Genomic DNA, 26,749 nt, shown 5'->3' on the forward strand with positions numbered 1-26,749 from the left:
GGCAACGGTCAGTTGGATCCAGACGAAGTAACCTCTTCAACAATCGTCAAAGACGGTAAGGATGGTAAGTCTCCACTAGCTAAAGTTGTAGATAACAACAATGGCACACACACAGTTCAAGTCGGTCTCGATAAGAACGGTAATGGTGAGCTTGACCCAGACGAAGTAACATCATCTACAATCATCAAAGATGGTAAGGATGGAAAAGCTGGTGCCACAGGTGCTACAGGAGCGACCGGAGCCAAAGGCGATAAAGGTGAAACTGGAGCTACAGGCGCGACCGGAGCTAAAGGCGATAAAGGTGAAGACGGCAAGCCATCATTGGCGCAAGTCGTTGACAACAACGATGGCACGCATACTGTTAAAGTTGGTCTTGATAAGAACGGCAACGGTCAGTTGGATCCAGATGAAGTAACCTCTTCAACAATCGTCAAAGACGGTAAGGATGGAAAATCTCCACTAGCTAAAGTTGTAGACAACAACAATGGCACGCACACAGTTCAAGTCGGTCTCGATAAGAATGGTAACGGTGAACTTGATCCAGACGAAGTAACCTCTTCAACAATCATCAAAGATGGTAAGGATGGAAAAGCTGGCGCAACCGGTGCTACAGGAGCGACCGGAGCCAAAGGCGATAAAGGTGAAACTGGAGCTACAGGAGCGACCGGAGCTAAAGGTGAAGACGGCAAGCCATCATTGGCGCAAGTCGTAGATAACAACGACGGTACTCATACTGTTAAAGTTGGTCTTGATAAGAATGGCAACGGTCAGTTGGATCCAGACGAAGTAACCTCTTCAACAATCGTCAAAGACGGTAAGGATGGAAAATCTCCACTAGCTAAAGTTGTAGACAACAACAATGGCACGCATACAGTTCAAGTCGGTCTCGATAAGAATGGTAACGGTGAACTTGATCCAGACGAAGTAACATCTTCAACTATCGTCAAAGATGGAAAAGCTGGTGCCACTGGTGCTACAGGCGCAACCGGAGCTAAAGGCGATAAAGGTGAAACTGGTGCCAAAGGTGAAGATGGTAAGCCATCATTAGCTCAAGTCGTGGACAATAACAACGGCACGCACACTGTTAAAGTTGGTCTGGATAAGAATGGCAATGGCCAATTGGATCCAGACGAAGTAACCTCATCTACCATTGTTAAAGACGGTAAGGACGGTAAATCTCCGCTAGCTAAGGTTGTCGATAACAACAATGGCACACACACAGTTCAAGTCGGACTTGATAAGAACGGAAATGGTGAGCTTGATCCAGACGAAGTAACATCATCTACAATCATCAAAGATGGTAAGGATGGAAAAGCTGGCGCGACCGGAGCCACAGGTGCAGCAGGACCAAAAGGCGATAAAGGTGAAACTGGAGCTACAGGAGCAAAAGGTGAAGAAGGCAAGCCATCATTGGCTCAAGTCGTAGACAACAACGACGGTACTCATACTGTTAAAGTTGGACTTGATAAGAACGGCAATGGCCAATTGGATCCAGATGAAGTAACCTCATCTACAATCGTTAAAGACGGTAAGGATGGTAAATCTCCATTGGCTAAAGTTGTCGACAATAACAATGGTACCCATACTGTTCAAGTCGGTCTTGATAAGAACGGAAATGGTGAGCTTGATCCAGACGAAGTAACATCATCTACAATCATCAAAGATGGTAAGGATGGAAAAGCTGGCGCAACCGGTGCCACTGGTGCTACAGGAGCGACCGGAGCTAAAGGCGATAAAGGTGAAACTGGCGCAACCGGTGCCAAAGGTGAAGATGGCAAGCCATCATTGGCTCAAGTCGTAGACAACAACGACGGTACACACACTGTTAAAGTTGGTCTTGATAAGAACGGCAACGGCCAGTTGGATCCAGATGAAGTAACATCTTCAACAATCGTCAAAGACGGTAAGGATGGAAAATCTCCACTAGCTAAGGTTGTTGATAACAACAACGGCACCCATACTGTTCAAGTCGGTTTGGATAAGAATGGCAATGGCCAATTGGATCCAGATGAAGTGACATCTTCTACAGTCATTAAAGATGGAAAAGCTGGTGCCACTGGAGCTACAGGTGCTACCGGTGCAACAGGAGCTAAGGGTGATAAAGGTGAAACAGGCGCAACAGGTGCAACTGGAGCTAAAGGAGAAGATGGAAAACCATCATTAGCTCAAGTTGTGGACAATAATAACGGTACACACACAGTTAAAGTTGGTCTGGATAAGAACGGCAACGGCCAGCTCGATCCAGATGAAGTAACCTCATCTACCATCGTTAAAGACGGAAAAGATGGCAAGTCTCCATTGGCTAAAGTTGTTGATAACAATAACGGCACTCACACTGTTCAAGTCGGTCTTGATAAGAACGGAAATGGTGAGCTTGATCCAGACGAAGTAACCTCATCTACAATCATCAAAGATGGTAAGGATGGAAAAGCTGGCGCAACCGGTGCTACTGGTGCCACAGGTGCAACCGGAGCTAAGGGTGATAAAGGTGAAACTGGAGCCACTGGCGCAACAGGTGCAACTGGTGCTAAAGGAGAAGATGGTAAGCCATCATTAGCTCAAGTTGTCGATAATAACAACGGCACGCACACTGTTAAAGTTGGTCTGGATAAGAACGGCAATGGCCAATTGGATCCAGACGAAGTAACCTCATCTACCATTGTTAAAGATGGTAAGGATGGAAAATCTCCACTAGCTAAGGTTGTTGATAATAACAATGGCACGCACACAGTTCAAGTCGGTCTTGATAAGAACGGAAATGGTGAGCTTGATCCAGACGAAGTAACATCATCTACAATCATCAAAGATGGTAAGGATGGAAAAGCTGGCGCAACCGGTGCCACTGGAGCTACAGGTGCGACCGGAGCTAAAGGCGATAAAGGTGAAACTGGAGCTACAGGAGCAAAAGGTGAAGATGGCAAGCCATCATTGGCTCAAGTCGTAGACAACAACGACGGTACTCATACTGTTAAAGTTGGACTTGATAAGAACGGCAATGGCCAATTGGATCCAGATGAAGTAACCTCATCTACCATCGTTAAAGACGGTAAGGATGGTAAATCTCCATTGGCTAAAGTTGTTGATAACAATAACGGCACTCACACTGTTCAAGTCGGTCTTGATAAGAACGGAAATGGTGAGCTTGATCCAGACGAAGTAACATCATCTACAATCATCAAAGATGGTAAGGATGGAAAAGCTGGCGCAACCGGTGCCACAGGTGCAACTGGTGCCAAAGGAGAAGATGGCAAGCCATCATTGGCGCAAGTCGTAGACAACAACGACGGCACACATACTGTTAAAGTTGGTCTGGATAAGAACGGCAACGGCCAATTGGATCCAGACGAAGTAACCTCATCTACAATCGTTAAAGACGGTAAGGATGGCAAGTCTCCATTGGCTAAAGTTGTTGATAACAACAATGGCACCCATACTGTTCAGGTCGGACTCGATAAGAACAATAACGGTCAGCTTGATCCAGATGAAGTAACATCTTCTACAGTCATTAAAGATGGCAAAGCCGGCGCCACAGGAGCAACTGGAGCTAAGGGTGATAAAGGTGAAACAGGGGCCACTGGCGCGACCGGAGCTAAAGGCGATAAAGGTGAAACTGGAGCTACAGGCGCAACTGGTGCCAAAGGTGAAGATGGCAAGCCATCATTAGCTCAAGTCGTGGACAACAACGACGGTACACACACTGTTAAAGTTGGTCTTGATAAGAACGGCAACGGCCAGTTGGATCCAGATGAAGTAACATCTTCAACAATCGTCAAAGACGGTAAGGATGGAAAATCTCCACTTGCTAAAGTAATCGATAACAACAATGGCACACACACAGTTCAAGTCGGTCTCGATAAGAACGGTAACGGTGAACTTGATCCAGACGAAGTAACATCTTCAACAATCATCAAAGATGGTAAGGATGGAAAAGCTGGCGCAACCGGTGCTACAGGAGCGACCGGAGCTAAGGGCGATAAAGGTGAAACTGGAGCTATAGGCGCAACCGGAGCTAAGGGTGAAGATGGCAAGCCATCATTGGCGCAAGTCGTTGACAACAACGATGGCACGCATACTGTTAAAGTTGGTCTTGATAAGAACGGCAACGGCCAGCTCGATCCAGATGAAGTAACCTCATCTACTATTGTTAAAGACGGTAAGGATGGTAAATCTCCACTAGCTAAGGTTGTTGATAACAACAATGGCACACATACTGTTCAAGTCGGACTCGATAAGAACAACAACGGTCAGCTTGATCCAGATGAAGTAACATCTTCAGCTATCGTCAAAGATGGAAAAGCTGGCGCAACTGGAGCTACAGGAGCGACCGGAGCTAAAGGCGATAAAGGTGAAACCGGCACCACAGGTGCCACTGGAGCTAAAGGAGAAGATGGCAAGCCATCATTGGCGCAAGTCGTAGACAACAACGATGGTACTCATACTGTTAAAGTTGGACTTGATAAGAACGGCAATGGCCAGCTCGATCCAGACGAAGTGACATCTTCAACAATCATCAAAGATGGTAAGGATGGAAAAGCTGGTGCTACAGGCGCAACTGGTGCAGATGGTAAGGATGGTAAATCATCATTAACTGAAGTAGTTAACAACAACGACGGTACGCATACTGTTAAAGTTGGAATCGATAAGAATGGTGATGGTAAGCTTGATCCAAGCGAAGTAACTTCAACAACTATCGTGAAAGACGGCGTAACTGGTGCTACCGGTGCTACAGGCGCAACTGGAGCTAAGGGTGAAGATGGCAAGCCATCATTGGCTAAGGTTGTAGACAACAACGACGGTACTCATACTGTTCAAGTCGGACTTGATAAGAACGGCAACGGTCAGTTGGATTCAGACGAAGTAACCTCATCTACCATCGTTAAAGACGGTAAGGATGGTAAATCTCCATTAGCTGAAGTAGTTAACAACAACGACGGTACACATACTGTTAAAGTTGGTCTTGATAAGAATGGTGATGGTAAGCTTGATCCAAGCGAAGTAACGTCAACGACTATCGTTAAAGACGGCGCAACTGGTGCTACAGGAGCGACCGGTGCAACTGGTGCAACTGGTGCGGATGGTAAATCATCATTAACTGAAGTAGTTGATAACCACGATGGTACTCATACTGTTAAGGTTGGAATCGACAAGAATGGTGATGGTAAACTTGATCCAAGTGAAGTAACCTCAACAACTATCGTGAAAGATGGTGCTACAGGAGCGACAGGCGCAACTGGTGCAGATGGTAAAGATGGTAAATCATCATTAACTGAAGTAGTTAACAACAACGACGGTACTCATACTGTTAAAGTTGGACTCGATAAGAACGGCGATGGTAAACTTGATCCAAGTGAAGTAACGTCAACGACTATCGTGAAAGATGGCGCAACTGGTGCTACAGGAGCAACTGGAGCGGATGGTAAATCATCATTGACTGAAGTAGTTGATAACCACGACGGTACGCATACTGTTAAGGTTGGACTCGATAAGAATGGCGACGGTAAGCTTGATCCAAGCGAAGTAACGTCAACGACTATCGTCAAAGATGGCGCAACTGGTGCTACAGGCGCAACCGGAGCTAAGGGTGAAGATGGTAAATCATCATTAACTGAAGTAGTTAACAACAACGATGGTACGCACACTGTTAAGGTCGGTCTTGATAAGAACGGCGACGGTAAGCTTGATCCAAGTGAAGTAACTTCAACGACTATCGTGAAAGATGGCGCAACTGGTGCTACAGGAGCGACAGGTGCAACTGGTGCAGATGGAAAAGATGGTAAATCATCATTAACTGAAGTAGTTAACAACAACGACGGTACGCATACTGTTAAAGTTGGACTCGATAAGAACGGCGACGGTAAACTTGATCCAAGCGAAGTGACTTCAACAACTATCGTGAAAGACGGTAAAGATGGTAAGACACCATTAGCAGAAGTAGTTGACAACCAAAATGGAACACACACCATTAAGATTGGTTTTGATACAAATGGTAATGGTAAGCTTGATCCAGATGAAGTAACCTCTGCTACAATCGTTAAAGATGGAAAAGACGGTAAAGATGGCAAGGATGGCAAAGACGGAAAAGATGGTCAAAGCTCACTTGTAACTCTCGTTGAAAATGAAGATGGTAGTGTTACTATTCTTGTTGGAATTGATAAGAATAACAATGGTAAGGTTGATTCTGATGAAGTAACATCTTCTACAATTATCAGAAATGGTAAAGATGGTAAGGACGGAAAAGATGGTAAGGACGGTAAAGATGGCAAGGGTGTAACCGGTCCAACCGGCCCTACAGGTCCAACTGGTCCTACAGGCCCAACTGGTCCTACAGGCCCAACCGGCCCTACAGGTCCAACCGGTCCTACAGGTCCAACTGGTCCAACCGGTCCAACTGGTCCAACCGGCCCTACAGGTCCAACTGGTCCAACCGGCCCTACAGGTCCAACTGGTCCAACCGGTCCTACAGGTCCAACCGGCCCAACTGGTCCAACCGGCCCTACAGGTCCAACTGGTCCTACAGGTCCAACCGGCCCTACAGGTCCAACCGGTCCTACAGGTCCAACTGGTCCAACCGGTCCAACTGGTCCAACCGGCCCTACAGGTCCAACCGGTCCAACTGGTCCAACCGGCCCTACAGGTCCAACTGGTCCAACCGGTCCTACAGGTCCAACCGGCCCAACTGGCCCAACTGGTCCTACTAATCCAATAAAACCAGTAGTTCCAACAGCTCCAACAGTTCCAGCTAAGCCAACAAAACCTGCAGGAACAACCAAAGTAGTAGCTAAGTCAGGAACCCTTCCTAAGACTGGTGACAATAGCAATCATGAAGTAGGTGTAGTAGGCGCAGGACTTCTATCAGCTGCACTTCTAGCTGCCTTAGGTGTTTCTAAGCGAAAGGAAGAAGAACTCTAAGATATTCTATTTATAAAATTTAAGCAATATCAAGTTTAGAGTAAAACAGAGGCTATTAGGATTATTAAAATTCTACTAGCCTCTAGTTTTGTTGTATTAATGTTTTGGAGGAATTGAATGTCATCAATTGTATTGAATATGATTGTAAAAAATGAAGCCCATATAATTTTGGAAACACTCCAAAATTTGGTCAATTCAATCACATTTGACTACTGGGTCATTTCTGACACTGGCTCCACAGATGGAACGGAAAACCTCATCTTGAACTTTTTTAGTGAGGTGGGGATTCCAGGAGAATTGCACAAAGATGAATGGCAAAACTTTGCACATAATAGAAATTTAGCCCTAAATTATGCAAGAGGAAAGGGAGACTATATTCTAATCTTTGATGCAGATGATTTCGTTGAAGGTAGTTTAAAAATTTCTACTGATCTTGAAGCAGATGCCTATTATCTCAATTTTTCAGATGAGAGTGGAGTTCTTTCATTTCGTCGTGTAGCCCTTTTTAAAAATAATCCAGAAATCTATTGGCGAGGAGTCGTGCATGAATTTATTGAATTGCCTGAAGGTGCCAGTTATGGAAATCTTGTAGGACCTTATTCAGTCATTGCAAGAACAAGAGGCGCACGAAGTCTAGACGATGATAAATATTATCATGATGCAACTGTACTTGCAAATGCTGTTTATAATAATCAAGACCCTGATTTAGAGCCTAGATATACCTTTTATTGCGCGAGATCTTATCGTGATGCAGGTTTATACCAGGAGGCCTTGTCTTGGTTCAAAAAACGTGCAGTTATGACGGATGGATGGTCAGAGGAAGCTTATTATTCTTGTCTAGAAATAGCGCAAATTTATGAAAATGAAGGGAAAGCTCTTGAAGGACGTGAGTATTTGGAAAAAGCTATCCAGATTAACCCTAATCGCGCTGAAGCATGGTCTCAATTAGCTAAATTATATAGAGAGGCAGGGCAGCATCACATTGCTTTTGCTTATGCTTATATGGCTAAGGATTTAGAATTAAATCCAGATAGCCTTTTCAGCTGGAACAGGGTTTATGACTATTGGATTCCATTTGAATTGTTAGAAAATGGTGTCAAAATAGGGAATTTTGAAGTTGCCTACCAAGGCTTCAGAGCTTTGATTATGGCAGGACAGGCCGATACTTATAAGAATTATTATGAATACTTGCCTCAATTTGAACAATATCTAGATAATGAGATTATTGAGAAGATTATAGAGGTAATCAACGGTACAGAAGCTTAATTGAATCAGTCAATACAGTTTTTGTCGACTATAACGACCTGATACATGCCAAACTTTGGAGAGGACCAATTGGTCTTCTCCTTTTTTGCTCTTGGAGCAGTTGGTATTAGCTTAACTTTCAGTTTTAAAAGTCAAAAAAACAGAAATTCCTTATGAATTTCTGTTTCTTTATTTATTCTTGATAAGAGACGATGCCAATGATAGTATCGACAGCGCGTTCCATGGTTTCTAGGCTGACATACTCAAATCGTCCGTGCATATTTTCACCACCGGCGAAGAGGTTTGGTGTCGGAATACCCATAAAGGAAATTTTAGAGCCGTCAGTTCCGCCACGGATAGGCTCGATGACAGGCTGGATGTCTAGGCTTTCCATGACTGCTTTGGCGATATGGATTGGTGTCATGTCCTTTTCAATGACCTGCTTCATGTTGTAATACTGGTCTTTGAGGGTCAAAATAACGCGTTCGCTGCCCAGCTCTTGGTTCATCTTATCAGCAATAGCCTGCATAGCAGCTTTGCGATTTTCAAAAGCCTCTGTCTCAAAGTCGCGGACAATGTAGCTGGCTTGGGCTTCTTCGACAGTACCGGTCAGGTTCATCAGGTGGTAGAAGCCTTGGTAGCCCTCGGTTTTCTCTGGTCGATCAGCTTCTGGTAGCTGGTTGTGGAAGTCAATAGCCAGCTGGAGAGCATTGACCATATGGTCTTTGGCAGTTCCTGGATGGACATTGCGGCCTTGGAAGGTCAGTTCTGCTCCAGCAGCGCTAAAGGTCTCGTACTGGAGCTCACCTAGAGGTCCGCCATCTACCGTGTAAGCAAAGTCTACATTGAAGTTTTCAGCGTCAAACTTATCAGCTCCGATACCGATTTCCTCGTCTGGACCAAAGCCCACTCGGATTTCTCCATGCTTGATCTCTGGGTGGGCAGACAGGTATTCGATAGCAGTCATGATTTCAGCAATACCTGACTTATCGTCTGCTCCCAAAAGGGTTGTGCCGTCAGTTGTAATTAAGGTTTGGCCCTTGTATTTATGGAGACTGGCGAAGTCCGCAGGATTTAAGTTAAAGCCAGATTGTCCTAGCGGAATCACACCGCCATCATAATTCTCGATGACCTGCGGCTGGATGTTTTCCGCGTTGAAATCCGCCGTATCCATGTGGGAAATAAAGCCAATCTTGCGGGTAAAGCTAGGATCGTTGGCTGGCAGAGTCCCAATCGCAAAGCCGTTGGGCAGGTAGTAGACATTTTCCAAGCCAACTCGCTTCATCTCAGGAATGAGGATATTGTTAGCAAAGTCCACCTGACTCTGGGTACTGGGTGTAGTAGTAGACGTTTCGTCTGAGCGTGTGTTAACTTTGACATAGGTCAGGAAACGATCTAAAAGATTAGGGTATTTCATAAAAGCTCCTTGTTTTCATAGATTAAGTCTATTTTAGCACAATCTTGAACAAAAGACACCCGTAAGTCACCATTTCTCTAGTTGAAAGGTCTTGGAAGATGAGCGCAATGGAAATAAGTGAAAATAAGCCTTATAAACTTGAAGAATAGGATTTTTTGCGAGACTATGAATATAAAATGATTGAGAAAAGCAGTGGCAAATATGCTAGAGGTTCATGTTAAAGGAAATTTTGTGTTATAATAAAAAGTAGAAAATCAATATAGTAATTAAGAGGTAGTGCCATGATTTATGAATTTTGTGCTGAGAATGTCACCTTGCTGGACAAGGCTTTAGAGGCTGGAGCGAAGCGGGTTGAACTGTGTGATAACCTAACAGTTGGTGGAACAACACCTAGCTACGGTGTCATCGAGGCTGCAGTACGAATGGTCAAGCCTTATGATGGGACTGTGATGACCATGATTCGTCCTCGCGGTGGGAATTTTGTCTATTCAGATTTGGAAATCGAGATAATGCTTTCGGACATTCAGAAGGCACGTGAGGCAGGGAGCCATGGCCTCGTTTTTGGTGTCTTAACGGAAAATAACGAGATCGATTATCCTAAGATGGAGCGGCTGCTTGAGGCAGCTCAGGGGCTGGATGTGGTCTTCCATATGGCTTTTGACGCTATTCCTGCTGAATATCAGTTCGGAGAGCTAGACTGGCTGGTTGAACACGGTGTTAAGCGGATTTTGACTCATGGTGGGCCAGCGTCAGAGTCCATTCTAGAGCATTTGGCTTGGCTGGATGAGTTGATTGAGCATGCGGCAGGGCGGATAGAAATTTTACCTGGTGGTGGGATTAATCTAGAAAATCGTGCCGAGATTGCTGACACTTTGGGTGTTGATCAATTGCACGGCACCAAAGTAGTATTTTAGTAGGAAAGCCCATGCTGGATTTATTTGAAAAATACAGGCTGAAGGAAGAAAGTTTGCTGGATTATGGCTTTGTCAGGGCTGGTGCAGAATACAGCTATTCGACTGAGATCATGGCTGGCGACTTCCAGATAAATGTGCTGATTTCTGATGGAAAGCTGGATTTTCAGGTGCTTGACTTGGATACAGGTGATGAATATCGACAAGTCAAGATGGATAGTATGGCAGGAGAATTTGTCGGACAAGTCAGGGCGGCCTGTCAGGAGGTTTTGCTGGATATTCGGCAGCATTGCTTTGAGGAAGTAGGTTTTCTTTATGAGCAAAGTCAGCGACTGAGTAGCTATGTGGCGACTACTTATCAGGGGCAGTTGGAGTATCTTTGGGAAAATTCTTCTCGTAAAAGCACTAATAGAGCCGCTGTGTTTCGCCATCAGGATAGCAAGAAATGGTACGGAGCTTTTTTGACGACCGATTGGTCTAAGTTTGAAAAGGAGTGCAATGGTGCGATCGAGGTTCTCAATGTCAAGAGTGACCGAGTTGCGGAACTTATTCAGCAAAAGGGAATTTATCCCGCCTTTCATATGAATAAAAAATACTGGCTCAGCCTGCCCTTAGATGGAACTTTGCCCGACCAGCAACTTTTTGATTTGTTGGACACCAGCTTTGTCCTGACTAAGAAAAGATGAGCATAGTTTGCCTGAGTTTCATTTTTAGATGAAATAGCGTATAATAGAGATAGTGAGAAACGGACAGTCGGATTAAGGGCTGTCCGTCCTTTGTTTGGAATGAGGAAACAAAATGAATCTTATCAGAAAACTGGACTGGTTTTTTAAACTGGAGAAACGGCGCTATATGATCGGCATTTTGGCCTTGTCTCTGGTCAGTGTATTTAATCTGATTCCGCCACGAGTCATTGGGCAGGTCATAGATAGAATTGCTAGGCAGAGTCTGACTACTGGAGAACTTATTTATAATCTTCTTCTTTTGATTTTGTCTGCTTTTATCATGTATGGTTTGCGGTATGTCTGGCGGCTCTATATATTTGGTACGGCCAATAATCTGGGACGCATCTTACGCTTTCGGCTTTTTGAGCATTTTACGCGGATGTCGCCAAGTTTTTATCACAAGTACCGAACGGGTGACCTCATGGCTCATGCGACCAATGATATCAATGCGGTAGTCAGCGTGGCTGGCGGTGGTGTCATGTCAGCGGTAGATGCTTCTATTACGGCCTTGGTGACCCTCGTCACCATGTTTTTGGTCTTGGACTGGCGGCTGACCCTGATTGCTATTCTCCCTCTGCCCTTTCTGTCTTGGGGGACTAGTTTGATTGGTCGGAAGAATCACGAGAGCTTTAAAGCGGCTCAGGAGGCTTTTTCTGATCTCAACAATAAGGTTCAGGAGAGCGTAGCGGGGATTAAAGTGACCAAGTCTTTTGGCTATCAGAATGCAGAGACTCAGTCCTTTGCATCCATCAACCAAGAGGTCTACCGCAAGAACATCTTGGCTGCCAAGTACAATTCCCTGTTTGACCCGATGGTGCTGATTTTTGTCGGCTTATCCTACGTTCTGACTTTGATTTTCGGAGGAATATTTATCTCTAAAGGTCAATTTACAGTCGGTGAACTGGTTACCTTTATGACTTATCTGGATATGCTAGTTTGGCCGCTGCAAGCGATGGGGTACCTAGTGAATATCAGCCAGCGGGGAGCTGTTTCCTATGAACGGATTGAGAACTTGCTGGCTGAGGAGTCAGATGTAGAGGAAGCCCAGCAGCCACTTGCTAGTATTCAAAATGGCCGACTAGACTATGAGATAGATTACTTTGCTTATGAGAACGAAGTGACTTTGAAGGATATTCACTTTACAATAGAAAAAGGGCAGACCTTGGGGATCGTAGGGCCGACTGGATCTGGGAAGACCACCTTGCTACGCCTCTTGCTTCGGGAGCAGGATATTCAAGAAGGAGCAATTTATCTGAATGGCCACGATATCCGAGAGTATGCTCTTAAGGATCTGCGCGGTCTAATTGGTTATGTGCCCCAGGATCAGATACTCTTTGCCCTGTCCATTCGGGACAATATCCGCTTTGCCAATCCAGAACTGTCAGATGAGCAAGTCATCCGAGCAGCCCAGCTTTGTGGTGTTTATGAGGATATTAAGGCTATGCCAGATGGTTTGGATACGCTGCTTGGTGAGCGGGGAGTCTCGCTTTCTGGTGGTCAAAAGCAGCGTTTGGCTATGAGCAGAGCCCTCATCACCAATCCAGAAATTTTGATTTTGGATGATTCCTTGTCAGCAGTGGATGCCAAGACTGAGCATGTGATTTTAGAAAATCTCAAGCAGGAACGAGCTGACAAGACGACCATTATCACTGCCCATCGTCTGTCAGCCATTGTCCATGCGGATTTGATTCTAGTTTTGGAGAATGGCCGTATTAAGGAGCAAGGTAGCCACCAAGAGCTGCTGGCAGCACAGGGCTGGTATGCCCAAACCTATCAAAATCAACAATTATATGAACGCTTTGAGGAGGAGTCTGCAAAATGACAACACAATCAACTTTTAGACGCCTCCTAGGCTATATGTGGCGCTACAAATGGATTAGTCTGCTGGCTCTAGCCTTTATTTTTGCAACGACTCTAGTGACAACGGCCTTGCCACTTTTGGCTCGTTCTTATATTGACCAGTTTGTCAGCCGAGAGGCAGCCACAAATGGGCTGTATCTGCTGGGGATTTACTACGGTCTCTTTCTTTTGCGGGTGCTCCTTACTTTTCTGGGGCAGTATGCTTTTGCACGAGTGGCTTATAGCATTGTCCGTGATCTTCGGCAGGAAACTTTTGCGAATATGCAGCAATTACGTATGGCTTACTTTGACCAGACTGCAGCAGGGGCTATCGTTTCTCGCTTGACCAATGATACCCAGTCAGTGGCTGATATGTTTAGCAGTATTTTTTCAAATTTCCTTAGCTCCATGCTTATCTTGGTTGTGACAATTGCAACCATGCTGGCTCTGAATTGGCGGCTGACTCTGCTGATTGTCCTCTTTTTGCCCATCATGCTTGGCTCGATTATCTTGTATCAGCGGCTGTCCAATCGCTTGCTCAAGCAAGTCCGAGCCAGACTGAGCGACCTCAATGTCAAACTTTCTGAGAGTATTGAAGGGATGCGGATCATCCAAGCTTTTGGTCAAGAAAAACGGCTAATCGAAGAATTTGAAGCAATCAATGGGGAACACCTAGACTTTAGCAACCGCTATCTGAATGTGAACAGTCTCTTTCTGCGTCCAGCTATGTCCTTGCTGAAAATCTTAGCTTATGCCCTTATTTTGACTTATTTTGGCTTGAGTTGGCAGGTGGCTGGAGTGACTGCTGGTGTCATGTATGCTTTTATCCAGTATGTCAATCAGCTTTTCAATCCCTTGATTGATGTCATGCAAAATTACTCTGTTCTTCAGACATCGATGGTGGCTGCGGAGCGTGTTTTTGAACTCATGGATCGTCGAGACTTTGAGCCTGAACAAGCAGAAGAGGGACCTGAGATTCAGGCAGGAAATATTGACTTTCAGCATGTGAGCTTTTCCTATGACGGAAAGAGAGAGATTCTAAAGGATATTTCTTTTAGTGTCAAGCAAGGTGAGACGATTGCCTTTGTCGGGTCAACGGGTTCGGGCAAATCCTCCATTATTAACCTTTTCCTGCGTTTTTATGAATTTGAGATAGGGAAGATTCTTATCGATGGCAGAGACATCAGAGACTATAGTCAAGCAGAGTTACGCCGCAATATCGGTCTTGTCTTGCAGGATCCCTTTCTCTACCACGGCACCATTGCCTCCAATATCCGCATGTATCAGGAAAATCTATCGCAAGCAGAGGTCGAAGAAGCAGCTCGCTTTGTCGATGCCCATGACTTTATCAGCCATCTAGCTCAGGGATATGATAGTCCGGTTACTGAGCGTGGCTCCACCTTCTCTAGTGGCCAACGACAGCTTTTGGCCTTTGCCAGAACCATCGCAACCAAGCCTAAAATCTTGATTTTGGACGAAGCCACTGCCAATATCGATTCAGAAACTGAGGAGCTGATCCAGCATTCCCTCCGGAAAATGCGGCAGGGTCGAACCACTATTGCCATCGCCCATCGGCTGTCTACGATTCAGGATGCCAATTGCATCTACGTTTTAGATAAAGGGCGCATTATTGAGTCTGGTAGCCACGAAGAGCTTCTGGCACAAAATGGGACCTACAAGAAAATGTATCAGCTGCAGGCTGGGATGATGGATGCCTGATAAACAAGGAGAAATTCAAACAAAAGTTGTAGGACAATAAGCCTACAACTTTTTTAGATAGTCTTTCAATTTTTCCAGATTTTCCTTTAAATCATCAAACCGTAGCTTAGCATAGTGGTAGGGGCAGGTCTCAATGTAGCTACTTTCAAAAAAGTCCAGCGGAAGCCTGCTATGTTTGAGGGAACTGACTGAGGGGAGGGATTGGAGGTCAAAAATCACGCCATCGGTTGTTAACTGGTGGGGTAGAGGGAAATGAAGGTCGTCCAAGAGGGATTGTGCCTTATTTTTTTCTGCTTCCAGTTGGTTCAATAATGCCAGACGATTCTTTTCAAACATCAGATTGTCAATATAGAGGGAGAGAGCTTTTTGCATGATGAGGTTACTGTCGTAGTCAACCGCTATTTTATAGGAGAGGAAGGTTTCTCGAATCTGAGGTGGCAGAGCCAAGGCAGTGATGCGCAGGGCGGGAAAAAGGCTGGTGGAAAAAGACTTGATATAGAGAACATGCTGGCTGTCATCTAGATAGTAAAAAGGCAGTTCTCGCTTACTATCAAAGTCGGCCAGATAGTCGTCTTCAACGATATAGACATCATAACGCTCAGCAAGGGCAAGGATTTCTTCCTTTTCCTGACGGCTGTAGGAATGTCCTAGTGGATAGTGGAAACGGGGAATCGTATAGAAAAACTTGATTTGTCCTGTTTGAAAAATCCTCTCTAACTCGTTTAGGTCAATCCCAGTTGGTTTACGATCAATGGTCTCATAAGGTAGTTTCTGGTTTAGCAGTAAGTCGTTGATCCGATGGTAGGTGGGCTGCTCCACCAGAATGGTCTCTTTGCTATTAGGAAAGTCGATCTGAGAGAGAATGTAGAGGGCTTGTTGGGTACCGGAAGTCAGAATCAGATTATCTGCAGAAGTGTAGACTGCGGAATCCAAGAGTAAGCGCTGGACCGACTGTCGCAGCTCCTCTAGTCCTTCTTGCTGGGAGTAGTAGTTAAAAAGATAGTTTTCTCGACCGATCAGCGTTTCATTGACACAAATACGAAAGTCTTCGTAGGCTTGATGGCGGTCGTCTGTCACAGCTAACTCGATATCTTCCTTTTTATTTTGGTCATTTTCCAAGACATAGTAGCCGCTCTTAGGCACGGCATAGATGTACTTCTGATAACGAAGCTCAATCAGAGCCTTCTGGGCAGTGTCCTTGCTGCAACTGTAGCGGTCTGCCAGCTTGCGGACGGAGGGTATCTTTTGCCCCGTACTAAGCCTTCCCTTTTCAATGTCCCTAATAATTTTATCCATGATGACTTGGTATTTTGTTTTTGCTGCCATTCTGTCCCCCTACAGATTTCTTTCTCTTATTCTACCTTATTTCTAGGAAGTTGACAAAGTTTCTTGTTCATTCAAAATATAAAAACCAGCCTTGACTTTCCTTCAAAACTGGTTCAATCTAGAATATTTGCCTCGTGCTTATTCTTGCAGAAAGCCCAGTGTAGCTAAGGCTTCCTCGATATAGTCTAGGTCCTGCTGAGAGTCCGCTTCGATTAGATGGTAGTGGACTCCATTTGTTAGCTCGGATAAAGCACGAAAATCGCTCTCTGAGACTTGTTCTAAAAATTGCTGCACATCGCGACGGCAGGTCAATTTCAAATAGGTCTGGATTTCCCCATAGACAGGATGCTCAATCATGATATTTTGCACCCGTCCGCCATTATCAACGATAGCCAAAAGTTCGGCTTCGATATCGTCGGCCTTATGCTTGAGTTTAAAAAGGCGGTGAAAATGAGCGGGTTCATTGCTTTCTTTATAGAGATAGCCCCTATTGGTACTGATAATCGGAGCACCATCAGCCCGCAGCAGGGCAATATCCTGAACGATAATCTGGCGAGTGACATGAAATTGTTCCGCCAAAAATTGTCCGTTTAAAGGTTGCCGAGCTTCTTTTAAAAGCTCTAATACATCATTTCTTCGTTTTTTTGTCATATCTTCATTGTAAATCAAATCTCTAGAAGATTCAAGGTTTAGCGAATCTTTTTCAGAGCCTGATAGACAAATTTGGCAATGACAAAGTCCACCATGCTATGAACGATTGTACCAAATCCAACTAAACCGAAGAGGATATAGAAGGCATTTGCCGGATAGGCTGTTGTCGTATAAAAGAGAATGCAGACCACTACCTCACCAAAGGCATGAATCAGGGCCAGCACGAAATTAAAGATCCAGGTCGTTTTCTGATTGTCCAATATGCCAGGATGCTTTTGCAGGTAAAGAGCTCCGATAGTACCGAAGAGTAGGTGAGACAGGGCTCTCAGGGTGATGATGAAAGGAAGACCGGACATGAAAAATCCGATGGTAGAGCCGAGAACGACAATCACTGTCATGAGTGGTGAGATGAACATAGCCAGAAAGATTGCAACGTGGCTGGCTAAAGTGAAGGAAGCAGGCGGAATGACAATCTTAATCGGCATAACCAGCGGAATAACGATGGCTAGGGCAGTCAAGAAAGCGGTCAGTGTCATAAACTGATTTTTGGATGTTGGTTTCATAATAAACTCCTTTTAGTTACTGTATATACACTAGAATAGTACATTGTTTTGTCATAAAAGTCAAGAAAGTTTTTTAAAAACAAGTGATTTTCTTTGTCCATTTGTCAAATAAGATAAAATATCGTATAATAAGACGGTAAAATATGGCTGTCATTCGGTTCTTATTTTTTTCTGAATGTCTGTCCACTTATAAGGAGAAATGATTTAATGAATAATTTACCAAATTGCCCAAAATGTAACTCAGAATACGTTTATGAAGATGGTGTCCTCTTGGTTTGTCCAGAATGTGCCTATGAATGGGATCCTGCAGAAGTTGCAGCAGGAGAAGCTGGTCCAGTGGCTATTGATGCGAACGGCAACCAGTTGGCCGATGGTGATACAGTTACCTTAATCAAGGACTTGAAAGTCAAGGGTGCTCCTAAGGATCTCAAACAAGGAACGCGCGTGAAAAATATCCGCATCGTCGAAGGCGACCACAATATTGACTGTAAGATTGACGGATTTGGTGCTATGAAGCTCAAGTCAGAATTTGTCAAGAAAATCTGAGAAGCGCTATGAATAAAAAAGTAATTCTTGCTTATCGCCTTCTTCTTCTGGTTTTGGCCTTTGTAGGAGTCTATCTGGAAATTGCTAAACTTGGCGTGGGAATGCTAATGTACTACACGGTCTTGTCTAATCTTCTGGTTCTATTATTCACCGCCTATCTCATTTTTAGAATGTGGACGGACAATAACTGGGAGAGTTCCAAGCTGTTGCGCGTGAAGGGCGGCGTGACCATGTGTATCATGATTACCTGCGTGGTCTATCACCTGCTCCTAGCTCCGATTGCGACCGATTTTTATCGGCTGGAAAATTTCCTTTGCCATTATATTGTGCCTCTCATGTTTTTCTTTGATACTCTTGTATTTGATAAAACTCGGCAGTATCGTTGGTTTGATCCCATTTCTTGGACAAGTGTTCCGCTGATTTACATGATTTTTGCCCTTATTAACGGCTTTTTCTTGAAAATTGATATTCCCAATGCCAAGGATAAACCCTTTCCCTACTTTTTCCTTAATGTCTATAAGCACGGTTGGCCTTATGTTATCAAGATGTGCTTGATTATCTTTGTGGCCTATCTGGTCTTTGGTTTTATTTTTTACGGAATCAAATCTATTTCATTTTCAAAGAAGAAAGCTTAGAGTATTATAGTAGGAAATAGAAAACAGATGTTCTCTGTTTTTTATTTTGTTGAAATGGATTAGCAATTTATCGTGAAAAAAGTTCATTTTTTTCTTGAAATGGAATTGAAATTGTGGTATAGTTATAAACAATTAAATAGTCCTTTAATTCTATCCAGAGAGATAGGCAAGGAGCAAAGTAAAAATGATGGGTGGAGTGTGACAAGTGCGTCTTGTTTCAGCCTATCTCTATTTTCTGAGGTCTCCTTGCAAAAGGAGGCTTTTTTAATGTTTTTAGGAGGTTTAGATGAAGACAAAGGAAGTTGTCGATGAGATCACCATGAATCGTGCCATCACGCGAATCACCTATGAAATCATCGAGCGCAACAAGGATTTAAGCCAAATCGTTTTGGCAGGCATTAAGACCAGAGGTGTCTTCATTGCCAAACGCATTCAGCAACGACTGGCTCAGCTTGAGAAAATTGAGATTCCAGTTTGCGAAGTGGATACAAAGCCCTTCCGAGACGATATCAAGGTCAAGGAAGACACGACAGTGATTCCAGTTGACATTACTGATCGCGAAGTGATTATCGTTGACGATGTGCTCTATACAGGCCGGACTATCCGCGCAGCCATTGATAATCTTGTCAGCAATGGGCGGCCATCACGCGTCAGCCTCGCTGTTCTAGTGGACCGCGGGCACCGTGAGTTGCCGATTCGGGCAGACTATGTTGGCAAAAATATTCCAACGAGCCACCTTGAAGAGATTATTGTTGAAATGACTGAAAAAGATGGTCAGGACCGAGTTCTGATTGTAGAGGAGGAGACAAGATGAGTCAAGAAGTTAAATACGATGTCCATGATATGCCAAAACCTGGATTACTCTTAGGACTTTCATTCCAGCATTTATTCGCCATGTTTGGGGCGACAGTGTTGGTTCCGATTCTGGTGGGAATTGACCCAGCAGTAGCCCTGTTTTCAAGTGGTTTGGGAACGCTGGCTCACTTGACAGTGACCAAGTACAAAATCCCTGCTTATATGGGTTCCAGCTTTGCTTATATCGCTGCCATGCAAATCTTAATGAAGACAGATGGGATTGCTGCGGTTGCGCAAGGTGCTATCACGGGTGGTTTGGTCTACTTCATCGTGGCCCTCATCGTGAAATTCGCAGGGAACGCCTGGATTGATAAGATTTTGCCACCAGTAGTGGTAGGGCCTATCATCATGGTGATTGGTCTGAGTCTGGCGGGCACAGCCGTTGGCGATGTGATGTATAAGACCGTTGGAGACCAGAAGGTCTACGACATCACCTACTTTGCTATCGGGATGGTAACCCTTCTCTGTGTTATTCTCTTTAACATCTACGGTAAGAAAATCGTTGGTATTATTCCAGTTCTGCTGGGCTTGATTGTTGGCTATATCTTCGCTCTGATTGTCGGAGCGGTGACAGGTCAGGAGATTATCTCTTTTGCCAACGTGACAAAAGCTTCTTGGTTCCACGTTCCGCCGATGAATCTTCCGTTTATAGATTATGATTTTAAATTATATCCAAGTGCAATTCTAACAATGGCACCGATCGCCTTTGTAACGATGACAGAGCACTTTGGGCATGTAATGGTTCTGAATAGCTTGACAGGCAAGGATTTCTTTAAAGAGCCTGGTTTGGATAAGACTTTGGCTGGGGATGGTCTAGCTCAGGTCATCGCAGGTATCTTTGGTGCTCCGCCAGTAACCAGCTACGGTGAAAATATCGGGGTTATGGCGCTCAATAAAATCTACAGCGTTTATGTGATTGCTGGTGCTGCTGTATTGGCTATTGTCATGAGTTTTGTTGGGAAAGTGTCTGCCCTGCTCCAATCAATTCCAAGTCCAGTTTTGGGTGGCATTTCCATCGCCCTCTTCGGGGTAATTGCTTCCAGCGGTTTGAAAATTCTGATTGAAGCCCAAACCAATTTTGACAACAAAAAAAACCTGCTGATTGCCAGTGTCGTTCTGGTATCTGGTATCGGTGGTCTGACCCTGCAACTATCAGGTCTGCAAGTTTCAGGAGTTGCCTTGTCAACTGTTCTCGGAATTGCCCTCTACCTCATCCTGCCAGAACCTAAAAATTAGGCTGACGAGATTGCTACATTTGTCCAAAGTTTTTAATAAAAAAGGAGTATAACATCATGTCATCAAATCAAATCGCACTTAAAAATCTTGTATCTATGGAACACCTTACGAACGAAGAAGTAATGGCCCTGATCAAGCGCGGGATTGAATTTAAAAACGGCGCAAAGGTTCATTATGATGAGCAGCATATCGTTGCAAACCTCTTCTTTGAATCTTCAACTCGGACTCACAAGGCTTTTGAAGTAGCAGAATTAAAACTTGGATGCGACCTGCTTGACTTTGATGTCAAGACAAGCTCAGTCAACAAGGGAGAAACCTTGTACGACACGATTTTGACTATGTCAGCTCTCGGTGTAGATGTCTGTGTCATCCGTCACCCTGAGGTCGATTACTATAAAGAATTGATCGAAAGCCCAACGATTACAACTTCTATCGTAAATGGTGGTGATGGTTCTGGTCAGCACCCGAGCCAAAGTTTGCTTGACTTGATGACAATTTACCAAGAATTCGGACATTTTGATGGTTTGAAAGTAGCCATCGCTGGTGACCTTGATCACTCTCGTGTAGCCAAGTCTAATATGCAAATCTTGAAACGTCTTGGCGCGGAGCTCTTCTTTGCTGGTCCAGATGAGTGGAGAAGTGCGGAATTTGCTGACTATGGTAAATTCGTAACGATTGACGAAGTGATTGACCAAGTGGATGTCATGATGTTCCTGCGCGTGCAGCATGAGCGCCATGACTACAACTCCATTTTCTCTAAGGAGAATTATCATAAACTCCACGGTTTGACGCAAGAGCGCTATGATCGTATGAAGGACACTGCGATCCTGATGCACCCAGCGCCTGTCAATCGCGATGTTGAAATTGCAGACCATTTGGTTGAAGCTCCAAAATCTCGAATTGTAGAGCAAATGACAAATGGCGTCTTTGTCAGAATGGCAATCATTGAGGCTGTTCTCAAGGGACGCAATTAATCTCAGAATGTAGCTTGTGAGTAGGCTTGGACTCAAGAAGAGTCTGCCTACTCCTTTTTTAAACTTAACCTTAAAAACTTATAAAAAAACAAATGTTAAAATCAAAAGAACTACTCGAAATCATGTTTTCTGAGTAGTTCTTTTGATTTATGCATTGCTGGATTTTGCAAAGATTCTTGGGATGACTTTTTTGAGTTGTGGGATGAAGACGAGGCTGACCCCAATAACGATGAGGCGGTCTGCATAGTCGGTTAGCGCTTGGACGATGATGGTGCTGGTGACCAGATCTAGGCCGAATCCATGTAAGCCCTGAACGATAATACTAGAGCCGCTTGGGGTAATTCCTTTGAAGACTATCACAGTAATCAGAGAGGCCAAAGCAGTTGCTGGCAGAGAGACTAGAACTGTTCTCCAGAGAAGATTTAGTCTTGGTTTTGAATCAGCAGTGAAAAAGACTGAGACGAGCAGAGCCAAAAGAATGGCTACTGGAGAGAAATAAATAGCAGAAATGTCCGTTGTAAAAGCGCTAATAAGAGCACTGGCAACCGCAGTTCCTACTCCCACAATAGGTCCTAAAATGAGGCTAGCCAATATCGTTCCAAAAGTATCCAAATAAACAGGAAGTTTTAGAAAAAGGGCAATGTTAGCTCCGATATAGTTTAGAGCGATGCAGATAGCTGTAAATGTGATGGTAAATGGTGTTGTTTTTTTCATAATTTTATCCTAAATTTAAAGTTTCTAGATCTTGGCAGATGATTTCCTTTGACGTGTTGAGTATCACGGAGAGAAAATCCTGAAAGAAGAGGTGGCTGTTTACTTGGGTCAGCACCTTAGCATTGGCTTCCTTACCATAAAAATGATAGGCATCAACCAGCGTTTGTCCCATGGCAATGCCTTCCGTTGCAAGATCGACGAAGGAGTTAAAGCCTTGGCAAAGGTCTTCATGCAGGAAATGGGCAACGGCCAAGGGATCGTTGATGACACAGCCGATGATATGTTCATACTCCCAATGAAAATCCCAGTAAAAACGAGTGATTTTTCCGATAAAGTCAGCGACTTCAGGATTGATAAAACGCATATATTTCAAGAGATTAGGCGTCAAGACAATCTTTCGCGTGACATCTAGACCGACCATTTCGATCTTCTTTCCAAGTTTTTCGTAGGTTTCTTGGGCTGCATGCGGATCGCACCAGTAGTTGTACTCCGCTACGGGTGAACAGTTGCCGTGCGATTTGTAGCTGCCGCCCATGGTGACAAATCGGTCTAGATGTTGCCCAAGGTTAGGATTTTTCCTAAGAGCCAAAGCAATATTGGTCAAAGGCCCCAGTGCAATGATGGAAGCGTCACTATTTTTCTGGAAATAGTCAGCCAGAAAGTCATAAGCTGCTTGTGGCTGGGCTTGGGTGGAGCTGCTTCTTGTTATCCCGCTTTCCCCCAATCCATCCATGCCGTGGGTGTCCTGAGCGGAGACGAAGTCACGAACCAAGGGCTTGTAGGCTCCTGCATAGACTGGAATATCTAGCCGATTCAGCCTTTCTAGGATTTTAAAGGCATTTTCAAGACCAAGTTCTACTGGGACATTTCCAGCAACTATGGTCAAAGCAACGACCTCTAAGTCAGGGTGTTGCAGGGCATAGAGCAGGGCTAGGCTGTCGTCTATGCCGGGATCGCAGTCAATAATAACTTTTCTTTTCATAGGTCCTCCTTTTGAGAAATAAAATAAGGCTGAAACCTCCGTCTCAACCTCTCAGTTAGTTCTGCCAAAGTGGCAGGACACCAGAAAAAACTATGCGCAATTACATTACTTTAGAATATAAGGGTACTTAGTTTTTTATACTGGGAAGTTTGCGAACCAGTCCAAAACAAGTGTTTTGAATTATGCATTTACTATCATAAAGAAAAATCTCCTAAAAGTCAATGGGAAGGAGGACAAGAATAGTCAGTCTTTTGACTTTATGATATAATAAGTAAAATAAAAGAAATGAGGAGAATACAATGGCAAAAATAGTACAAACAGATAAAGCACCAGCAGCAATCGGACCATATGTTCAAGGAAAAATCGTTGGCAACCTTTTATTTGCAAGTGGTCAGATTCCTTTGTCACCAGAGACAGGAGAAATTGTAGGTGCAACGATTGAAGAGCAGACCCAGCAAGTTTTAAAAAATGTAGGAGCTATTTTGGAAGCAGCTGGAACAGATTTTGACCATGTGATCAAGGCAACCTGTTTCCTAAGTGATATCAATGATTTTGTGCCATTTAATGAGGTCTACAAAACGGCCTTTAAAAGCGAGTTTCCAGCTCGTTCGGCAGTAGAAGTGGCTCGCTTGCCTCGTGATGTAAAAATCGAAATCGAAGTCATTGCTGAGATCGTAGAATAAATGATTGGGACCGGGAGAAGTTTCCCGTCCTTTTTTAGAAATAAAATGTTAGACGAAGGGAGAAAGAATGGCTGAACACAAGATTCAATTAGTGATTGTGACAGGAATGAGCGGTGCCGGAAAGACTGTCGCTATCCAGTCTTTTGAGGATTTGGGTTATTTTACCATTGATAACATGCCGCCGACCCTAGTACCAAAGTTTTTGCAGTTGGTCGAAGGAACAAAGGACAATGATAAGTTGGCTCTGGTTGTTGATATGAGGAGTCGCTCCTTCTTTTTGGAGATTCAGGATATTCTGGATGAGCTAGAAAGAAGCACGGAAATTGATTTTAAAATTCTATTTTTGGATGCGGCCGACAAGGAGTTGGTGGCTCGCTATAAGGAAACTAGACGCAGTCATCCCTTGGCCGCCGACGGGCGAATTTTAGATGGTATTAAACTGGAGCGCGAACTTTTAGCTCCTCTGAAAAATCTCAGTCAAAATGTTGTAGATACGACGGAACTGACACCACGGGAGCTCAGAAAGACCATCTCTGAACAATTTTCAAACCAGGCTGATCTGCACAGTTTCCGCATCGAGGTTATGAGTTTCGGTTTTAAATATGGTTTACCTCTGGATGCGGACTTGGTTTTTGATGTGCGTTTCCTGCCAAATCCCTACTATAAACCTGAGCTGCGCAATCAGACAGGCTTGGACAAGGATGTCTTTGACTATGTCATGAACCATGCGGAGTCAGAAGAGTTTTACCAGCATTTGCTGGGCCTGATTGTGCCGATTTTGCCCGGCTATCAAAAGGAAGGAAAGTCTGTACTGACTATTGCAGTTGGCTGTACAGGTGGACAGCACCGTAGTGTGGCCTTTGCACAGCGTTTGGCGGATGATTTAGCGAAAAACTGGCCAGTTAATGCCAGTCATCGCGACAAAAATCGCCGGAAGGAAACGGTGAACCGCTCATGAGAAAACCGAGAATTACAGTTATCGGCGGCGGTACAGGAATTTCAGTCATTTTAAACAGCCTGCGGAAAAAGGATGTGGAGATCACAGCCATTGTCACAGTAGCAGATGATGGCGGCAGTTCTGGTGAGCTGCGTAAGAACATCCAGCAGCTGACGCCGCCGGGTGACTTGCGAAATGTTTTGGTCGCCATGTCTGACATGCCAAAGTTTTATGAGAAGGTCTTCCAGTATCGCTTTGCCAAAGGAGACGGCGTTCTAGCAGGTCATCCCCTTGGGAATCTGATTATTGCAGGCATTTCCGAAATGCAGGGTTCGACCTATAATGCCATGCAGCTTCTAACCAAGTTTTTCCATACAACAGGTAAAATCTACCCTTCAAGCGACACTCCACTGACTCTGCATGCTGTGTTTACTGATGGAACGGAAGTTGTCGGTGAGAGTAATTTAGCCAGTAAGGCTGGTATGATTGAGCGGGTCTATGTGACCAATACCTATGATGATGAAAAGCCTGTTGCTAGTAGAAAGGTGGTCCAGAGCATTTTAGATAGCGATATGGTGGTGCTGGGACCGGGTTCTCTCTTTACCTCCATCTTGCCAAACCTCGTAATCGAAGAAATCGGCCAAGCTATTTTAGATACTAAGGCAGAAGTAGCCTATGTCTGCAACATTATGACCCAGCGCGGCGAAACCGAGCACTTTTCAGATAGCGACCACGTTCAAGTACTGCATCGTCATTTGGGTAAAAAGTTCATTGATACTGTCTTGGTCAATATCGAGCCAGTTCCGCGTGAGTATATGAACAGCAATAAATTTGATGAATATCTGGTTCAGGTTGAGCATAATTTTCGAGGGCTGCAAGAGCAAGTTCCGCGTGTCATTTCATCGAATTTCCTTCGATTGGAAAATGGCGGAGCTTTCCATGACGGAGAGTTACTTGTGGATGAATTGATGCAGATTATACAGGTGCGCAAATGAGCTTTACAGTAAAAGTAAAAGAAGAGCTTTTAAGCTTATCTGTAAAAGACAAAAACGAGTTGGCTGCCATTATCAAGATGGCTGGTAGTTTGGGAATTTCTTCGACCGGCCTCACCTTATCCATTTCAACAGAAAATGCTAAGATTGCTCGCCATCTCTATGAGCTGCTGTCGGACCTTTATCAGGTCAAGTCAGAAATCCGCCATCATCAGAAGACTAATCTGCGCAAGAATCGCGTTTATACAGTATTTCTGGATCAGAAAGTGGAAGAAATCCTTTCTGACCTGCACTTGGCTGACTCTTTTTTTGGTATTGAGGCAGGGATTGACCAGGCTATTTTGACTGATGACGAAGCCAGTCGAGCCTACCTACGGGGAGCCTTTCTCTCAAATGGCAGCATGCGGGAGCCAGACTCAGGCAAGTACCAGCTGGAAATCCTGTCCGTTTATCTGGATCATGCTGAAGACTTGGCTGCCTTGATGCGTCGTTTTCTGCTTGATGCCAAGACCATCGAGCGCAAGAAGGGGGCTGTCACTTATCTGCAGAGAGCTGAAGACATCATGGATTTTCTCATTGTCATCGGGGCTATGGAAGCCATGGCTGAGTTTGAGTCTCTTAAGCTCATGCGGGAAGCGCGCAATGACCTCAACCGCGCTAATAATGCGGAGACAGCGAACATTGCCCGCACAGTCACAGCCAGTATGAAAATCATCAACAATATTGCTAAAATCAGTGATAATATTGGCATTGAGAGTCTACCTGTAGACCTGCAGGAGGTAGCCCAGCTTCGAATCCAACATCCAGACTACTCCATCCAGCAGTTGGCTGATAGTCTGAGTCGACCTCTAACTAAGAGTGGTGTCAATCATCGCTTGAGAAAAATCAAT

21 protein-coding genes and 1 riboswitch are annotated in these 26,749 nt (G+C 44.4%); of the genes, 15 read left to right on the forward strand and 6 right to left on the reverse strand.

Features of this window, described 5'->3' with window-relative positions:
* The first annotated feature begins 12 nt into the window (after positions 1-12).
* Both O3644_RS09530 and O3644_RS09535 read left to right on the forward strand, forming a co-directional pair.
* Entirely contained in the window at positions 13-6,909 is a 6,897-nt protein-coding gene (locus O3644_RS09530) for an LPXTG cell wall anchor domain-containing protein (RefSeq protein WP_371595597.1), read from the forward strand.
* Between the two features lie 117 nt (positions 6,910-7,026).
* Positions 7,027-8,175: a glycosyltransferase gene (locus O3644_RS09535; RefSeq protein WP_371595598.1), complete on the forward strand. Its 1,149-nt coding sequence runs from the start codon at positions 7,027-7,029 to the stop codon at positions 8,173-8,175.
* A gap of 172 nt (positions 8,176-8,347) precedes the next feature.
* On the opposite strand, the gene pepT is transcribed toward O3644_RS09535, so the two are convergent.
* Positions 8,348-9,571, reverse strand: coding sequence for a peptidase T (gene pepT / locus O3644_RS09540; protein WP_371595599.1), 1,224 nt, complete (start codon positions 9,569-9,571; stop codon positions 8,348-8,350).
* A gap of 281 nt (positions 9,572-9,852) precedes the next feature.
* On the opposite strand from pepT, the gene O3644_RS09545 reads away from it, so the two are divergent.
* From O3644_RS09545 to O3644_RS09560, 4 genes are all read left to right on the forward strand, one after another.
* Complete coding sequence (locus O3644_RS09545; RefSeq protein ID WP_371595600.1) at positions 9,853-10,485, forward strand: copper homeostasis protein CutC; 633 nt, start codon at positions 9,853-9,855, stop codon at positions 10,483-10,485.
* 11 nt (positions 10,486-10,496) lie between these two features.
* On the forward strand, positions 10,497-11,168 hold the full coding sequence (locus O3644_RS09550; protein ID WP_148876805.1) for an MmcQ/YjbR family DNA-binding protein: 672 nt from the start codon (positions 10,497-10,499) through the stop codon (positions 11,166-11,168).
* A gap of 112 nt (positions 11,169-11,280) precedes the next feature.
* Positions 11,281-13,029, forward strand: coding sequence for an ABC transporter ATP-binding protein (locus O3644_RS09555; RefSeq protein ID WP_148876808.1), 1,749 nt, complete (start codon positions 11,281-11,283; stop codon positions 13,027-13,029).
* A complete protein-coding gene (locus O3644_RS09560) occupies positions 13,026-14,765 on the forward strand; it encodes an ABC transporter ATP-binding protein (protein WP_371595601.1) in 1,740 nt (579 codons plus the stop codon). The genes O3644_RS09555 and O3644_RS09560 overlap by 4 nt, the downstream gene beginning before the upstream one ends.
* Positions 14,766-14,807: 42 nt before the next feature.
* Here O3644_RS09560 and O3644_RS09565 read toward each other — a convergent pair whose 3' ends face one another.
* The 3 genes from O3644_RS09565 to O3644_RS09575 form a co-directional block, all read right to left on the reverse strand.
* Positions 14,808-16,091 (reverse strand): PLP-dependent aminotransferase family protein, encoded by a 1,284-nt coding sequence (locus tag O3644_RS09565; protein WP_371595602.1) that lies wholly within the window; start codon positions 16,089-16,091, stop codon positions 14,808-14,810.
* A gap of 138 nt (positions 16,092-16,229) precedes the next feature.
* Positions 16,230-16,742 (reverse strand): transcription repressor NadR, encoded by a 513-nt coding sequence (locus tag O3644_RS09570; protein ID WP_048766665.1) that lies wholly within the window; start codon positions 16,740-16,742, stop codon positions 16,230-16,232.
* Between the two features lie 38 nt (positions 16,743-16,780).
* On the reverse strand, positions 16,781-17,305 hold the full coding sequence (locus O3644_RS09575; RefSeq protein WP_125381785.1) for an ECF transporter S component: 525 nt from the start codon (positions 17,303-17,305) through the stop codon (positions 16,781-16,783).
* Positions 17,306-17,512: 207 nt separating this feature from the next.
* Between O3644_RS09575 and O3644_RS09580 the strand changes: the two genes are divergently transcribed.
* From O3644_RS09580 to O3644_RS09600, 5 genes are all read left to right on the forward strand, one after another.
* Positions 17,513-17,851, forward strand: coding sequence for a zinc ribbon domain-containing protein YjdM (locus tag O3644_RS09580; protein WP_005590197.1), 339 nt, complete (start codon positions 17,513-17,515; stop codon positions 17,849-17,851).
* An 8-nt stretch (positions 17,852-17,859) separates the two neighbouring features.
* Positions 17,860-18,486 (forward strand): Pr6Pr family membrane protein, encoded by a 627-nt coding sequence (locus O3644_RS09585; protein ID WP_371595603.1) that lies wholly within the window; start codon positions 17,860-17,862, stop codon positions 18,484-18,486.
* 286 nt (positions 18,487-18,772) lie between these two features.
* Positions 18,773-19,300: a bifunctional pyr operon transcriptional regulator/uracil phosphoribosyltransferase PyrR gene (gene pyrR, locus O3644_RS09590; RefSeq protein ID WP_005590199.1), complete on the forward strand. Its 528-nt coding sequence runs from the start codon at positions 18,773-18,775 to the stop codon at positions 19,298-19,300.
* Entirely contained in the window at positions 19,297-20,577 is a 1,281-nt protein-coding gene (locus tag O3644_RS09595) for a uracil-xanthine permease family protein (protein ID WP_045497156.1), read from the forward strand. Before pyrR ends, O3644_RS09595 begins: the two co-directional genes overlap by 4 nt.
* A 56-nt stretch (positions 20,578-20,633) precedes the next feature.
* Positions 20,634-21,551 (forward strand): aspartate carbamoyltransferase catalytic subunit, encoded by a 918-nt coding sequence (locus tag O3644_RS09600; protein ID WP_045497159.1) that lies wholly within the window; start codon positions 20,634-20,636, stop codon positions 21,549-21,551.
* 147 nt (positions 21,552-21,698) lie between these two features.
* On the opposite strand, the gene O3644_RS09605 is transcribed toward O3644_RS09600, so the two are convergent.
* Both O3644_RS09605 and O3644_RS09610 read right to left on the reverse strand, forming a co-directional pair.
* The gene (locus O3644_RS09605; protein ID WP_371595604.1) at positions 21,699-22,265 is read right to left on the reverse strand and encodes a LytS/YhcK type 5TM receptor domain-containing protein; all 567 of its coding nucleotides are present in this window, start codon (positions 22,263-22,265) and stop codon (positions 21,699-21,701) included.
* Positions 22,266-22,269: 4 nt separating this feature from the next.
* Positions 22,270-23,247: a nucleoside hydrolase gene (locus tag O3644_RS09610; protein WP_371595605.1), complete on the reverse strand. Its 978-nt coding sequence runs from the start codon at positions 23,245-23,247 to the stop codon at positions 22,270-22,272.
* Between the two features lie 121 nt (positions 23,248-23,368).
* A riboswitch (PreQ1 riboswitch) is annotated at positions 23,369-23,413 on the reverse strand.
* 133 nt (positions 23,414-23,546) lie between these two features.
* Here O3644_RS09610 and O3644_RS09615 point away from each other — a divergent pair.
* From O3644_RS09615 to whiA, 4 genes are all read left to right on the forward strand, one after another.
* Positions 23,547-23,930: a RidA family protein gene (locus tag O3644_RS09615; protein WP_005590207.1), complete on the forward strand. Its 384-nt coding sequence runs from the start codon at positions 23,547-23,549 to the stop codon at positions 23,928-23,930.
* Positions 23,931-23,997: 67 nt separating this feature from the next.
* Positions 23,998-24,888: an RNase adapter RapZ gene (rapZ, locus tag O3644_RS09620; RefSeq protein WP_187421573.1), complete on the forward strand. Its 891-nt coding sequence runs from the start codon at positions 23,998-24,000 to the stop codon at positions 24,886-24,888.
* On the forward strand, positions 24,885-25,862 hold the full coding sequence (locus O3644_RS09625) for a YvcK family protein (protein ID WP_048792125.1): 978 nt from the start codon (positions 24,885-24,887) through the stop codon (positions 25,860-25,862). Before rapZ ends, O3644_RS09625 begins: the two co-directional genes overlap by 4 nt.
* Positions 25,859-26,749: DNA-binding protein WhiA (gene whiA / locus O3644_RS09630; RefSeq protein WP_371595606.1), on the forward strand; the 891-nt coding region annotated here is incomplete at its 3' end. The genes O3644_RS09625 and whiA, both read left to right, overlap by 4 nt.

It is taken from the genome of Streptococcus sp. 27098_8_113 (assembly GCF_041432545.1).
In the GTDB taxonomy this organism is placed as follows: Bacteria; Bacillota; Bacilli; order Lactobacillales; family Streptococcaceae; genus Streptococcus.